The organism is Segatella copri (assembly GCF_019249765.2).
In the GTDB taxonomy this organism is placed as follows: Bacteria; Bacteroidota; Bacteroidia; order Bacteroidales; family Bacteroidaceae; genus Prevotella; species Prevotella copri_K.
In genome coordinates, this window is the sequence record NZ_CP152484.1 from 797,045 (window position 1) to 813,055 (window position 16,011).

Genomic DNA, 16,011 nt, shown 5'->3' on the forward strand with positions numbered 1-16,011 from the left:
TTATAAGTTCTTATCGGTTATAGTTTTTTACCAATATTTTACCACTAAGAATTATAGCTACTAACATTGTGATAGCTAATGCTATTAAAGAACGCTTTGGTCCAGTTGGTCTAACAGGTATGACAGCTGTAGATATCGGCGTAAATACAGGTGTCTTTTCTTGAATTTTTGCTTGAGCAGCTAATGCCTGTGCAGCTAGGGTAGAATAGGTATTATATTGTAACTGCATATCATTCTCTAAATCGTTAATTTTTGATTGTACGCTCTGTAAAGTAACATCTGTATTTGCATCCGACATACTGGAATACAATTGTCTAGACTTTTCGTATCGTACCTTCGCTTCATTACATAATTTTTGAAAATAAGCATAATCATTGCGAGCTTTCTTTGTACGATAATCAATTATAAAAGTTTGAATGCGACACATTACCGAATCACCGATAGTGGCACATACAACGGGATCTTGATCTGTCACAACAAGTGTTATAACATCATTCTTCTTATCTACCGAACATGATATTGAAGACGATATTCTTTTTATTACTTCTTGCTGTTTTTTAGACATAGTCTTCACATCAACGTGTTCGGTACCCTTGAAAGACGAAGGCTTTTTATCAACAAACAAATTTACTATCGGACTAACTATATACCTATTCCATAATGCTTCTTTTTGACAATCAGCCATATAATGATAGTAATTAGTTCTTATCTTGCCGTCCTTAGTAGACACATGCACAGGAAATAGTGTAACCAAGAAATTGGGGGACTTGAGCAAATTAGGATAAAGCATTAACGAAATAGCATCATCATTTCCTGCCATTTTACTAAGACCGTCTAATCCAAACGAAGATGCAAGCGTCGAAAGAGAACCACTACCTACTGTACCTTTTCCCTCTGGAGCCAATTCTAACTTACACGTATAATATCGTGGAACACATAATGTAAGTATATATGTAACAATTAGTGTTATAGGCAAAACTATAAAGTATTGCTTCTTCTCTTTCCAAAGTATACCTATTATTTTGATTAAATCAATAGGAGCTTTATTGCTTTCTTGTGTCATTGTATTTATAATTTAACTATTAATAGAACTACAAAGTTAATATTTAATATAACAATAATTTAAGTTAACTGCACAAATGTACAACTATTATACAGACGATATATATAAGGTCTTAATAATTACCTAACCTAATATTATATTGATATTTGCTTTCCCTTGCGCCAGTCATTACCTTTGCAATGCCCCAGCGTTCTTTGGCTTGTTTACATACTTTTATGTTGCATGCTTCATTATAAATCTTTTAAGAGGCTCCAGATATTCAGCATCCAAATTCCAATATTCAGCATTCGAGAAATTCCAATCTCCACTTTTTATCTTCTCATTCTCTTTTCTACTATGCTTGAACGTTGTTATATATGAATAAATCTTGGCTTTCTTATTTGGAGTTTCATATAGTTCTTCATTGGGGTCATGACCTCTTAGACACATCTCATAACCTTCAAAGCATTCCAACACTCCTTGATGCTTCTTGTTTATAATATTAAGAAGTAAATCCTCAAAAGCCCCCTCGTCTTTATTGTTGGGGAACAGAAACAAGTCGAACTTCACGCCAAGCTTTGTCTGCAAAGAATTCAATTCACATGATCGTGCTGCATATCCTCCTCCAGTAGATTGTTCATCGCAATCGAAAATGACAAGATTAATATCTCCTGCTTCCGTATTTTGTTTCATCGCATTGTCGAACATCCACAATTTGTCTTTGCCACCGACATCTGTTATATCATAATCAATGGCACTTATATCAGGTAATATATATTTAAGGTATTGGTCAACAAAATGATATTCATTTGTATACAGTCCTTGCTTCTTCTTTGCTGACGATATTGAAGTTTCAATAAATATATGCAGTTTCCTCATCTTATTTCCTCCTCCCTATCAAGCAAATAGTTGAATTTTTCGAATTGATAATCATAAGATTTCAATTCATCCTGCATATTCTTGCGTAACGTGAATATCTTGACATCACTCTGATATTCCGGCATTTCGCCTTCAAGCAAAGTGTTCAATGCATTTAGGGAGTCTACACTATGAGTAGAAAGGAATACCTGTATATCATATTCTTGCGACATCTTTAGTATTGATTTCCACAAGGATTTCATAGACTTATAATAAAGTCCATTGTCCACTTCATCAATTATAAGAATTCCATTCTTTGCATTATACAACGCTGTCACTATAGTAAACAACTTACGTGTACCATCACCCATAAGATTTATCGGTATAAGCTTGTCAAGACCAGTGTCAACCATAACATTGTGACCTATTACCGTTACGTCTTTTATTCTCGGTTCTATAGAATTCAACACTTCTACTACTTTGGCTTTTTCCTTGTCTGTTACAATTTGATTGAAATGGCTAATGTAGTCATTGAAGTTATAACGTGGCGCCATGTAGAATGCAGAAGGACACTTCGCATTTTCTTCTGCAGGAACAAAAGACAATTTAGAATCTTTTGCGTTATACACCAATGCTGTACGATACTCTTTTGCGCCATATGTATATTTCTGATTGAGAGTGTATCTTTTCAACGTTTCAATTATACCATTCTGCATATCAGAAACGGGAATCTCTTCAATCGCAGATTCCGAATACGTCATATCCAAACGCATAGATGTATTGTCAGCAATGCATGCTTCTATATTTATGACATTAGCAACATCACAATTATGGAAGAACAAGGCAAAGTCGTTTTTGTCTACTGTTGAATAGTTTCTGTTTACGTTTACCGCCAAGGGCAACGCAGGACTGTTTGCACCCAAAAGCATGAGCACAGACTCCAATACTGAAGATTTACCACAGTTGTTGTTACCGAGGAATACATTCACCCTCGCCATGTCACTCACTTCGGCATAGCGGATTCCGCGGTAATTTCTTATTGTTATGTTCTTTATATTGTTCATTCAAACACTTTTTATTACTACTAAATTCTCTTTCCCTTGCGCCTGTTGCAAGAAGGACGTTTAAAGGCTTAGTTGCGAATTTGAGGATTAAGATTTATTCGTATAGAATCAGCTATTCTCGTTTCACAATTCACTCTCACTACAGCCACATACCATCCTGCATCATCAGTTTTTTTTAAGCCCTTCATTAGGCTTTTTGGAAGCCATTTTCTTAGCGTTTTCTTCACTTTTTCACACGGCTTCGCCGTCGTCCCCTGCAATAGTGGACGTAACTTGTGGTTGTATATTTGTCTCTTTCATCATGCGAATCAAGTTCGTTTTTTGATGTCGGTCATCTGAATCTCTACATAAGATATACAGAATTTCCTTGCAAAGGTAAGAAAAATGTTGGAAACTAGCAAATTATGCATGTTAAATAATTAATAACATTCTACGGAAATCAATATTTTTTTCACTGTTCTTTTCGTACATAATTTCCTAAGTCGTTGATTGAACGAAAGTATTCGGTTTTGTCCCAATGCCTCGCTGATGACGGAGATAGAGATATTGTTGTCTTGCCGCTGTTGCCCAAGAATGGCGGGCAATATAGAGAGTGAGCTTGTCCTTGATTCCTATCTTAGTACTTAACTTCCTAAGATGGTAGGAGATACAGGATTCTGCTTTGTGATACAGGCGCACCTCTTCCTGCTTTTTATCAACCTTTAATTCCCCAACACTATTATAACTTATAAATTAAACTTTTTAAGTTATAATAGTGTTGGGGAATTAAGTCTTTATAATCTTTATTACTTACTCATATTAGCAATCGTAGCAATCATGGCGGCGATGCTGCTAACTTATCTCTGTTTCCAACTCTCAACTCTTCTTGTCTTACTAGAGAAGTTGATGCCTAGCTTGACGACTGTTCGCTTATCCATAGCGAAAGGAGCTGCATAGTTTTTGTCTTCTATCTGTTGCAGAGCTTCTTCGGCACTTCCATCTAATTTGCATTCAATGATGTAGATGTAGTCGGAAGTTTGAATGAGAACGTCCATCCTGCCTTCACTTGTCGGTATTTCTACCTGTGTGTGGAATCCCATAATCTTAAAAATGAGATATAGGGCATTTTGGAAGTAAAGTTCTGCTTCGCCTGCTACCTGATAGCTGTTGTCTGCAAAGAAAGCGGTAAGCCGATTCATAAATTGTTCAACATGTCCTGCTTCAACATCCTTCACAAACTCATCGACCATAAAGGCGGAACGATCACCTGCAGAACAGTATAGCGGTAGGAGGAAGTTAAGGAAACCTTCTTCCACTTCTTTGTTAGGGAAGCCTAGTAGGTATTTCTTAAACCTTTCGTCATAGCCTTTGATAGTGAGATAACCACTCTGGTATATCACAGGTATCGGATTGGTTGACAGCGAATCCACGCTGTTGATTACATCGTCTGATACCCTTTCCTTTGTCATGTCTGGCAAACGATAGTTGTGCATTTTCAGCAAGTCAACTAGAAATGTGGGTGTGCCAGTCTCAAACCAGTAGTCTTTATAGCGAAGTCTTGACAAAGTGTTCAGTACGCTGAATGGGTTATAGATGCCTACTGTATTTTCCTCGAAATGATATCCGTCGTATCTTGCCTTCAGTTTTGCTGTTGTGGCTTCTTCTGTATCGCCATTGGCTTCGGCTAATTCGTTGATACCTTCCTTGAAATTCGTAAGCAGTTCTTTCTCTGTCATTCCGCAGATGCTAATATAGCGGTGGTCCATCGAGATATCCGTCAGGTTGTTGAGGTCACTGAACACGCTAACCTTGCCAAACTTGGTTACACCTGTGAGGAATGCAAACTTGATATACCGGTCTTGTGTCTTCAATACCGAATAGAATGCTTTCAGCTGTGCACGGTGTTCAGCCTGTAACTCTGGGGCACGCAAGGTCTGAAGTATAGGCTTGTCGTATTCATCTATAAGAATTACAACACCACATCCTTCTTTCTCTGCAGCTCGTGCTATCACACCCTTGAAACGAAGGGCAAGCGTGGCTTCTGACTCACGGGTTCCATATTTGCATTCCCAAGTTGTGAGGTAGTCATTAAGCACCATATACAGGCTGTCTTTCTCTCGAAAGTTGGCTGTGTTGAGATCAATATGGAAGATAGGATATTTCTTCCATTCTGTCTCCAAGTCATATATGGCTAAGCCCTCGAAGAGTTCTTTCTTACCCTGGAAGTATGCTTCCAAAGTAGACAGAAAGAGGCTCTTTCCGAATCGGCGTGGGCGACTCAGAAAGTAATATTTGCCCTCATCTGCGAGCTTGTATACGAAGTTTGTCTTATCAACGTATGCATAACCATTACGTTGCAAGTCTTCGAAATCTTGTATTCCTATAGGATATTTCATAGAATGGCTCCTTTCTTATAGGCGTTTGATTATTCTTACTTACTCATATTAGCAATCGTAGCAATCATAGCGGCGATGCTGCTCATGCTGGTTCCCATACTCATCATTTCGGCGGTACTCATCTTGCGCTTCAGCTTGGCTGGGATGACAATCTCACTGCCTGGCTGCACTTTGGCACCATGAGAGAGTTTGGCTACCTTACCATTCATATAGATGATGTATGCCTTGCTCTTTAATGCATCTGAGGCAAAGCCACCGGCCTGATCGATGTAGTAGCTTGGCTTCTTGCCCTTTTCGTAGGCTACCGTATTGGCAAACATTACAGCACCGTTGATCTTTACCGTACCATTGTACTGAGGAATGACCAGACGGTCGCCCTCTCGCAAGATGATGTCGGCATCACTGCCTGGGTTCGCCAATGCCTTAGGAAGATCGATACCTACTGGATACTCGCTAGGTACATTGAACTTCTCTATGTTGGTGCGCTCTACATCCTTAGAGGTCTGGGTGAGTGCACTGGAATTGTTGCTGCTGGCGGCAAGCTGCAGAAGATTTTTCTGCATCTCTTCGCGCTGCATCTTCAATACTGCCTCCATGCGCTGCTTCTCTTGTTCGTTGGCTTTGCGGATGATGCGGGCTCCCTTGAGATATGCCTGGTCGGTAGCTCCACCTGCCTTCTTGAAAAGTTCACTCAGGCGGGCGTTGCGATGGTCTAATGTATAGAGACCGGCAAACATCACTTCACCGGTAATTGATACGTTCTGCTGCTCTACATACGCCGGACTCTGACGAATCATTACTTCATCAAATGGCATCAGCTTGAAGCCAGGGGTGCCGTCGATAACGAAGCCGTCTTTAAGAGATAGAGTGTAGGTCTTGGCGATAACGCTGTCTGGACGTAAAGCCTTGGCATCCATTACTCTACGGCTTACCATTACATTAACGGTTGAAGCCTTGTCGGTTAAACCGCCTGCCTGAAGAACGAAGTCTTCGAGGGTCTCATTGTCGGCATATTGATAGACGCCTGGATACTGCACTTCGCCACGGATGGTGAGGGTGCGCTCTACAATCTTTTCCTGTCGGGTAGGGATGAAGAGAACATCGTTTTCCTTCAATGGGATATCTGGAGTCTTGCCGTTCATAATGCCGGCAATGTCTACACTTACTACTTCGAGTGAGCGGTCTGGCTTCATGCGGTGCATTACGGCACGGTTGGTGAAGGCTTCCTCTGTCAATCCTTCGGCATGCTCTACAAGGGTGCGTACGCTGTTGATTTCTTCGCCGAGATTGTACATGCCCGGACGGAATACGGCTCCTTTCACCTCTACGGTATTGGCGTAGCGTGGCAGGATGCTGTCTACGCTGATTGAGTCGCCGTCATCGATACGGAAACTGGAGAAGTCGAACTCTTCTATATTATATACGGCACGTTCTCTGCCGGTCTTGCGGTTCAGTCTTACTGATTTCTTGTAGGCATCGCCTGTAAAACCGCCGGAATACTTCAGAAGGGAATTGACGCTCTCGTTCTTCTTCATTTCGTAAATCATCGGGCGCTTGACCTTTCCGGAAATGGTTACAAGACAGTCGTATGGACCTACTACGATGACATCGTTGTCGGCAAGACGGACATTACCCGTCAGTTTGCCGTTCAGAATGTAGTCGTAGATATCAACAACTGTTACCAGTTTGTTGTGTCTGTATACCTTGATGTTTCGCAATGTACCCAGATCGTTGGTTCCGCCAGCCATGTAGAGTGCATGGAATACGGTAGCGAAGGCTGAGAGGGTATAGGTGCCCGGAATCTTAACCTCGCCCATCACGTTTACCATGATGGTCTTGGTCTGTCCTACGGTAAGCTTGATGCGGCTTGAACGGTATCTGCTGCCCACTGTATTGCGTAGGCGGGCATTAGCCTGAGCTACAGTCAAGCCTGAAACGCTGACTGGTCCATACCCCTCGATGGTTACTTCACCATCTGGCGAAACGGTACTCTCTATGGTTTTCTGTGAGGCACCATAGATATCGATGATAACCGCATCGCCAGGTCCCAGACGATAGTTCTGTGGGGTAGCGATGTTCATATTTGGCTCGAAACTGAGATCCTTGTTATTGAAAATGTCGCGGCCGAATACCTTGTTGCGCTTGATGCCGAGCTCAGCCTGCATCTGTTTAATCATGGTAGCTGTATCTGGAACCAGTGCATTCATCTCCTTGCTGAAGTTAGCATAGTCAGGATTATTCTCATCATAAGATGAATAGTAGCTGTCGTTCTGCTTGCTCTGGATGCGATAATTGCTATAGGTTGAAACCTGCTTCTCATTATCCTTGTCCTGGTAATCTTCTCTTTGTTTACCATTGTTGGTTCGCATTCTCTTGTTGCCTGTATTTCCTGCAGCGGTTGTGCTGTAGAGTTCGTTCTGTTGCGACATCTTCTGATACTTATTGCGTACACGTCGAATCTGGGAGATGTCTACGCCCTGCTGCATCAGTTTGGTAACAATCTGTGAGTTGGATGTGCCACGCTCATGTTCTTTCACCACAAAGCTCATGACCTGATCATCGGTCATGTGTGAACTCTGTGCGAAAAGTGGTCCTGAAGACAGGACGAGCGCCAGTACAAGTATGATATGTTTCTTCATTATTATTCTTTTATCTTAGTTTAATTTATATAATAACTCGAAATGAGTTATTTTGTTGTAGTAGAAGATTGAAAAGATGTTAATAAAACAAGAAACCCAGGGCTGAACCCTGGGTTTGCTGATGTTCTGAGCGAGATACGGGAGTCGAACCCGCCTCACAGGCTTGGGAAGCCCGTGCACTACCGATGTGCTAATCTCGCGAAGGAAAATACTAACTCCTTTCACAAGAAAGAGCCACGAGCGGGACTCGAACCCGCGACCCACGCATTACGAATGCGTTGCTCTACCAACTGAGCCATCATGGCTTTTTGCCCAAAAGCAGATGCAAAGGTAATGAATATTTTTTGAAATAAGAAATTATTGCCTAAACTTTTCTCGTGGTTAACTCTTATTAACTAAAGTTCGTTGGTTGCTATACCGGGTTCATAATAAAAGAGGGACTATCGCCAGTGGATAGTCCCTCTTCTGATTATAGTTTCTTGAATGTCAATTCTTCTTTTTTCGAATTTTTGCCTACCGAGATGGTGTCGCCTGGCTTCATTGTGCCATCAAGTAACATCTCGCAAACGGAATCTTCGATGTAGGTCTGGATGGCGCGGCGGAGTGGGCGGGCACCAAACTGCACATCGTATCCCTTCTTAGCTACCATCTCCTTTGCCTTTTCGGTAATCTGGAAATGGAATCCCAGTTCTTCTATTCTCTTGACCAGTCCTTCCAGGTCAAGGTCGATGATGCGCTTGATGGCATTGAGATCCAACTGGTCGAAGGTGATGATGTCATCGAGACGGTTCAGAAACTCTGGAGCAAACTGCTTGCTCAGACTCTTCTGGACGATGCTGCGGGCGTACTCCTTGTCTTTCTCATCCATCGCCAATCCGCCTTTTATACCTGCAGAAGTAAAGCCGACGCCTCTGCCGAAATCTTTCAGCTGGCGGGTTCCTGCGTTAGAGGTCATGATGATGATGGTGTTGCGGAAATCGATGAGTCTGCCGTTGCCATCGGTAAGTCTTCCTTCGTCGAGTACCTGTAAGAGCAGGTTGAATATCTTGCTGTTGGCTTTCTCTATTTCGTCGAGCAATACGATGCTGTATGGTTTGCGGCGTACCTTTTCGGTCAGCTGTCCACCTTCGTTATAGCCTACGTATCCTGGAGGTGCACCTACCAGACGTGAGGTGTTGAAACTCTCGGAGAATTCGCTCATGTCTATTCTGATGAGTGAATCTTTCGAACCAAACAGCTCTTCGGCGAGTTTTTGGGCAAGGTAGGTCTTACCTACACCTGTAGGACCCAGGAACATGAATACGCCAATAGGATGGTTAGGGTCGCGCAAGCCTACACGGTTCCTCAGAATGGTCTTTACCATCTTGTTGATGGCATTATCCTGAGCAATCACCTTGTGCTTCAGGTTGTGTTCCAGATCTTTCAGACGTTTGCTTTCACCCTCTGCCATGCGTTGGGCCGGTACGCCGGTCATCATGCTGATAACGTTGGCAATATCTTCGGCTGTCACCTCAACATATTCGCCAATCTCTCCCTGCTGCCATTGCGCCTTCATGTCCTCAATCTCTTTCTCGATCTTGGTTTGGGCATCTCTGCATGAGGCTGCCATCTCGAAGTTCTGGTTTGCTACAGCCTGCTGCTTCTTGCTGATAATCTTTTTCAGTTCTTTTTCCAGCTTGATATATGGAGCAGGAACACTTGCATTATTAATATGTACGCGCGAGCCGGCTTCATCTATCACGTCGATAGCCTTGTCTGGGAAGTGGCGGTCGGTGATATAGCGCTCTGTCAGTTTGACACATGTTTCGAGAGCCTCGTCTGTATATCTCACACAGTGATGCTTCTCGTAATGTTCCTTGATGTTGTGCAGTATCAGCAGGGTCTCTTCGCGTGTAGTTGGTTCAACGATAACCTTCTGGAAACGGCGCTCCAAGGCTCCGTCCTTCTCAATGCTCTTGCGATACTCATCGAGCGTAGTGGCACCGATACACTGGATGATACCTCTTGCCAGGGCTGGTTTCAGAATGTTGGCGGCATCCATGCTTCCTTCGCCGGAACCGGCGCCTATCATGGTGTGAATCTCATCTATGAAGATGATGATCTCCGGATGTTCCTCCAGTTCCTTGATGACATTCTTGATGCGCTCTTCAAACTGTCCGCGGAATTTGGTTCCTGCAACGATGGCAGTCAGGTCAAGACTTACCAGACGCTTGTTGAAGAACATAGGTGATGTTTCCTGGTTGTTGATGAGTTGTGCCAGTCCTTCTACGATGGCACTCTTTCCTACGCCCGGTTCACCTATTAATACTGGGTTGTTCTTCTTTCTGCGACCCAGAATTTCGAGCACGCGCTGAATCTCCTTCTCTCTGCCCACGACAGGATCCAGTTTTCCATCGGCTGCAGCCTTGGTCAAGTCGAAACTGAATTTGTCGATGGTAGGGGTGCTGCTCTTTTTGCGCGGAGTTCCATTTGAACGGGTAGACAGTCTCATCGGGTTCTGGTCCTTTTCCATATCGAATGGCTCTTCGTCAGTTTCCATCATGTCGTTCTGCTCGTTGTAGTCATCTTCTGTTCCTATTCCACCAGCCATCTCCAGGTTCTCTGCTTCCTCCTGCCTGTCAGCATCAGGGATTTCTGAATCTGGTGTTTGTGGTTCCATTTTGAAATCCTTCGGTTCTTCTGTCTTCTGCTCATCATCCTTGTCAGTAGGATAGAGCATTTCGATGGCACGGTCGTAGCTTAAGCCCAGTTGACTCAGCCAGTTGGCTACAGGGTTCTTGTCATTTCTCAAGATGGCAAGCAGCAGATGTCTTGGCTCTACAATCTTGGAGTGCTCGTAGTTGTTTGCCTCGCGGATAGAGTCTCTGATAATGCTGTCTGTTATCTGGCTGAATGGGATGTGGCTGTTCTCCTTCATGTTATCGGCAGGAGTTTCTTCCACACGCTTTTCCAGTTTGCTGTTAAGGACTCCGCTGAAAGCCATCGGACTGATGTCTGCGCCCTTCAGAAGCTTGTTGACATCGCTGTCGTTCTGGCTGATCAGACTCAGCATCAGATGCTCCACGCTGATTTCTCTTCCCAAGGTGCGTGCTGCTTCTTTGCTACTTCTGTTCAGTATGTCCTGTATATGTGAAAACGGATTTATCATATTTGCTTATATTTTTAAATATCTCAGTGCAAAAGTACACATTATTTTCAATAATAGCAAATGATATGCCAACTTTTTTGCATTGTTAAAATACAAATAATGCTAAAATAATGCGATTTTTCGCCTCTAAAGCGTTTTAGTATCATTTTTTTTTGTATCTTTGTCGGGGATTTCAAAAGGGTAAAACGGCTTAGAACGCAAGGAAATGCCCTTAAACGCGATTTCCGGATGGAAAACAGGCGTTTTGAAAGTAACGAATAAACAATAATACATTAATATAAGAAATGGACGAAAATCAGACAATGGATCATGATAGAATCATGAAAATCAACATTGAGGAGGAGATGAAGTCGAGCTACATCGATTATTCGATGTCAGTTATCGTGGCTCGTGCCCTCCCTGATGTACGCGATGGTTTCAAGCCTGTGCACCGCCGTATTCTTTACGGTATGCTCGGCATTGGAAACACCAGTGACAAACCTTATAAGAAATGTGCGCGTGTTGTTGGTGAGGTGCTCGGTAAGTATCACCCTCACGGTGACGCTTCTGTTTACGGCGCTCTGGTGCGTATGGGACAGGAGTGGAACATGCGTTATACCTTGATTGACGGACAGGGTAACTTCGGTTCTGTTGACGGTGACTCTCCTGCTGCCATGCGTTATACTGAGTGCCGCCTCTCCAAGATGGGTGAGCATATCATGGATGACCTTGACAAGGAAACGGTTGATATGACCAACAACTTCGATGATACCCTGCAGGAACCTACCGTGATGCCTACCAAGATTCCTAATCTTCTGGTAAATGGTGGTAACGGTATTGCAGTAGGTATGGCTACCAATATGCCTACCCACAACTTGGGTGAGGTAATTGACGGTTGCTGTGCATATATCGATAATCCTGACATCGACACCGATGGATTGATGCAGTATATCCCTGCTCCTGATTTCCCAACCGGTGCTACCATCTATGGTATCCAGGGAGTGAAGGATGCATACGAAACGGGTCGAGGCAGAATCGTGGTTCGTGCCACTGCCGAGATTGAAAGTGGTGAAAACCATGATAAGATTGTTATCACCGAGATTCCTTATGGTGTTAACAAGGAGCAGCTCGTGATGGCTATTGCTGACCTTGCCAAGGACGGCAGAGTAGATGGCATCGCTAACGTAAACGATGAGTCTGGCCGTCAGGGTATGCGTATCGTTGTTGATGTGAAGCGTGATGCCAATGCTAATGTTCTTTTGAACAAACTCTTTAAGCTGACTGCTCTTCAGAGTTCATTCTCAGTGAATTGCATCGCTCTTGTTAATGGCCGCCCACGTCTTTTGAGCTTGAAGGAGTGTGTGAAGTATTTCGTAGAGCATCGTCATGATGTTACAATCCGCCGCACCCAGTTCGAACTGAAGAAGGCTCAGGAGCGTGCTCATATTCTCGAGGGCTTGATCATTGCCTGCGACAACATCGATGAGGTGGTACATATTATCAGAGCCAGCAAGACTCCATCTGATGCCCAGCGCAACTTGGAGAAGCGCTTCGAACTTGATGAACTTCAGAGTAAGGCCATCGTGGATATGCGCCTCAGCCAGTTGACAGGCTTGCGTCTGGAGCAGTTGCACAATGAATTCAACGAGTTGATGAAGACCATCGACTACTTGAACCAGATTCTGAACGATCCTGAACTCTGCAAGAAGGTAATGAAGGATGAACTCAACGAGGTGAAGGAGAAGTATGGTGACGCACGTCGTACCATGATTAAGCCAGATGACCATGAGTTCAACCCAGAAGACTTCTATCCAAACGACCCAGTGGTTATCACCGTGAGTCATCTCGGATATATCAAGCGCACCCCATTGTCAGAGTTCCGTGAGCAGGCTCGTGGTGGAGTAGGTTCTAAGGGAGCCCGTACCCGTGATAAGGACTTCACCGAGTATATCTATCCTGCTACCATGCACCAGACTATGCTGTTCTTCACCAAGAAGGGCCGCTGCTACTGGTTGAAGTGTTACGAGATTCCTGAGGGTGACCGCAATTCCAAGGGTCGTGCTATCCAGAACCTCCTCAACATCGAGAGCGATGACCAGGTGAATGCATTCCTCCGCTTGAAGGGATTGAATGATGCAGAGTTCATCAACAACCATTACGTAGTATTCGCTACCAAGAATGGTACCGTGAAGAAGACCTGTCTGGAGGCATATTCCCGTCCACGTGCCAACGGTGTGATTGCTATCAACATCGTAGAGGGCGATGAGGTGGTAGATGTTCGTCTGACAAATGGTCATAACGAACTGATTATTGCCAACCGCAATGGTCGTGCTGTCCGTTTCGACGAGAACGAGATTCGTACAATGGGCCGTACATCTACCGGTGTTCGTGGTATGCGCCTCGATGAGGGTAATGATGCTGTAGTAGGTATGATTGTTGTCAACGATCCTGAGAAGGAAACCGTGATGGTAGTGAGCGAGCAGGGTTATGGTAAGCGTTCTGATGTACTCGATTACCGCGTTACCAAGCGTGGCGGTAAGGGTGTGAAGACACTGAATATTACCGACAAGACCGGTCGACTGGTAGCTATCAAGAACGTAACCGATGATAACGACCTCATGATTATTAACCAAAGTGGTATCGTGATTCGTCTTGCCGTAGCCGATTGCCGTGTCATGGGCCGTGCTACTCAGGGTGTCCGCCTCATCAATCTTACCAAGAAGAATGATGTCATTGCCAGCGTATGCAAGGTGATGAGTTCAGAGCTCGAGGCTTCTGTAGAAGAGGAGAGCCGTTCTGCCTGGGCTAAGAAGAGCGAGGAGATAGAGAATGATACCGTAGGTGCCAAGACTGCCGAGGAGGCTGCTGAGGCTGAGGCTCATCTCGCTGACGAAGCATCTGAAGCTGAGGATACCGATTCGGGCAACGTAGATTTCGAATAAAAGAAAAGACGCGTAAAAATAAATAACAACAACTTTTAAACTCATTAAGAAAAATGAAAAAGTTTTTAGTAGCTGCAATGATGGTACTAGGTGCCACATCAGCATTCGCAGGCGACAGTGACGCTCTCAAGGCTGTCATGAAGGCTAAGTCTTATGCCGAGGCTGAGGCTTTGGTTAAGCAGAATTTGGGTCAGATGGCTAACGATGCAGAGAAGGCCAAGGCTTACAACAAGCTCGTTGATCTCGCTATGAAGCAGTTCAACGACCAGCAGAGCATCCAGCAGACCAATCAGATCATGAAGAAGAACGACCCGGTTGACGAGGCTGCTATGTCTGAGGGCGCTTACAATGCATTGATCAATGCTATTGAGTGCTACAAGTACGACCAGCTTCCTAACGCTAAGGGTAAGGTTGCTCCTAAGTTTAACAACAACGCTAGCCGTGTATGGGGTGCTCGTGTTCAGCTCGTTAATGCGGGTCAGACTGCAGCTCAGAACAGTAAGGCTGATGAGGTATTGAAGTATTGGGGTGCTTTCCTCGATACAGACAATGAGCCTCTCTTCGCTTCTGTAGACCAGAAGCAGAAGGATAGCGAGAAGGAGTATATCGGTCAGGTTGCTCTCTTTGCAGCCCGTTATGCATACCAGGCTAAGGATGCAGCCCGTTGCGAGAAGTATTGCGACATCGCCATGAAGAGTGAGAAGGAGGCTAAGGATGCCCTCAACCTCAAGCTCTATGTGATGAAGGACGGCTTGAAGACTCACGAGGATTCTCTTGCCTATGTTAACAAGCTCAAGGATATCTTTGCAAAGGACGAGACCAATGATGTTGTTCTCGATGGTTTGAATTCTATGTACTCTTCATTGAAGATGGAGAAGGAGCAGACTGAACTTTTGGACGCAGCTATTGCAAAGAACCCTAACAACTTTGTAGCTCTTGCCAACAAGGGTATGATGTATATCCAGAAGAACGATGCAGACAACGCTATCAAGTGTTTGAAGCAGGCTCTTGCTGCAAAGGAGGACAACGTAGTTGTTCTTACTTATCTGGGTGCTTGCTATAACAGCAAGGCTGGTAACTTGCAGGATCCTAACGGCCGCAAGGTTGTTTACCAGGAGGCTATCAAGGTTCTCGACAAGGCTAAGCAGCTCGATCCAGAGAAGGCTCAGGCTAACTGGGGTTACACCCGTTACCAGGCTTACTATGGCTACTATGGTCCTAACGCAGCAGAGACCAAGCAGGCTGAGGCTGAGAGCAAGTAAAGTTTAAGCTTCAAATAAGTATTTGATTCTCATAGGGGGATGTCACCTAGTGTGGCATCCCTTTTTTGGGTTTCTTTGAGATAGTGAATTGTTCTCAGTTTTACCAAAGTATTGATCTGAATATGACTATAGTTTTTTTGACAAATACCCTGCTTAGATTCCCGTATTTTCATCCTGTTTTTATTTTGCTGTGAATATTGAAAATATGATAGAAAATCACAATGCCTTAATAAACAGGAAGTTATGTGATTGTTGGTAAACGGCTTTTGCAGTGATTCTTTAGTTGTACGGCTAAATGACCTATAGTTGTACGACCATAACTCTACAGTTGTACGACTATAGGTGCTATAGTTGTACAACCATAGCTCTACAGTTGTACGACTATAGGGATTATAGTCGTACAACTATAGATTTTTCTCTTATAGAAAAACAGGTAATATGGCAAATGAAGTGCATAATAGCTCTATTTCTATCTCTAGATTGTATAGTAATCAATATCAAAAATCCGGTTATAAGTTTTTACAAAGCAGATAGATAAAACCATCTGCGACTAATGTTGGTTTGCTGTAGGTGCCCATCAGCTGGTCTACGCATGCACAACAGGTGTTGTGCGAGCGCATATCAGCTGTTATGCAAGCGCACAACAGCTGTTGTGCGGCCTACGGAGTTAACTTCTCCGATAACCTATACTATTTTTTCCGA

8 protein-coding genes and 2 tRNA genes are annotated in these 16,011 nt (G+C 43.9%); 2 read left to right on the top strand and 8 right to left on the bottom strand.

Going from position 1 to position 16,011, the window contains the following annotated elements; all coding sequences use genetic code 11:
• Positions 1-10: 10 nt before the first annotated feature.
• From KUA46_RS03280 to KUA46_RS03315, 8 genes are all read right to left on the bottom strand, one after another.
• Positions 11-1,063 carry a Wzz/FepE/Etk N-terminal domain-containing protein gene (locus KUA46_RS03280; RefSeq protein WP_218487739.1) on the bottom strand — a complete coding sequence of 351 codons (1,053 nt, stop codon included), beginning with the start codon at positions 1,061-1,063 and terminating at the stop codon, positions 11-13.
• A gap of 213 nt (positions 1,064-1,276) precedes the next feature.
• Positions 1,277-1,921: a DUF3226 domain-containing protein gene (locus KUA46_RS03285; protein WP_218487738.1), complete on the bottom strand. Its 645-nt coding sequence runs from the start codon at positions 1,919-1,921 to the stop codon at positions 1,277-1,279.
• Entirely contained in the window at positions 1,918-2,964 is a 1,047-nt protein-coding gene (locus KUA46_RS03290) for an AAA family ATPase (RefSeq protein ID WP_218487737.1), read from the bottom strand. Before KUA46_RS03290 ends, KUA46_RS03285 begins: the two co-directional genes overlap by 4 nt.
• Before the next feature lie 836 nt (positions 2,965-3,800).
• Positions 3,801-5,339, bottom strand: coding sequence for an ATP-binding protein (locus KUA46_RS03295; protein WP_218487736.1), 1,539 nt, complete (start codon positions 5,337-5,339; stop codon positions 3,801-3,803).
• 35 nt (positions 5,340-5,374) lie between these two features.
• Positions 5,375-7,978: an SLBB domain-containing protein gene (locus KUA46_RS03300; RefSeq protein ID WP_218487735.1), complete on the bottom strand. Its 2,604-nt coding sequence runs from the start codon at positions 7,976-7,978 to the stop codon at positions 5,375-5,377.
• A 129-nt stretch (positions 7,979-8,107) separates the two neighbouring features.
• A tRNA-Gly gene (locus KUA46_RS03305) sits at positions 8,108-8,178 on the bottom strand.
• A 32-nt stretch (positions 8,179-8,210) separates the two neighbouring features.
• Positions 8,211-8,283 (bottom strand) — tRNA-Thr (locus tag KUA46_RS03310).
• Between the two features lie 164 nt (positions 8,284-8,447).
• Entirely contained in the window at positions 8,448-11,126 is a 2,679-nt protein-coding gene (locus KUA46_RS03315; protein ID WP_218487734.1) for an ATP-dependent Clp protease ATP-binding subunit, read from the bottom strand.
• Between the two features lie 284 nt (positions 11,127-11,410).
• Between KUA46_RS03315 and gyrA the strand changes: the two genes are divergently transcribed.
• Together gyrA and KUA46_RS03325 are read left to right on the top strand one after the other, a co-directional pair.
• Positions 11,411-14,047 carry a DNA gyrase subunit A gene (gyrA, locus tag KUA46_RS03320; RefSeq protein WP_218487733.1) on the top strand — a complete coding sequence of 879 codons (2,637 nt, stop codon included), beginning with the start codon at positions 11,411-11,413 and terminating at the stop codon, positions 14,045-14,047.
• A gap of 53 nt (positions 14,048-14,100) precedes the next feature.
• Positions 14,101-15,309: a hypothetical protein gene (locus KUA46_RS03325; RefSeq protein ID WP_218487732.1), complete on the top strand. Its 1,209-nt coding sequence runs from the start codon at positions 14,101-14,103 to the stop codon at positions 15,307-15,309.
• The last annotated feature ends 702 nt before the right edge of the window (positions 15,310-16,011 follow it).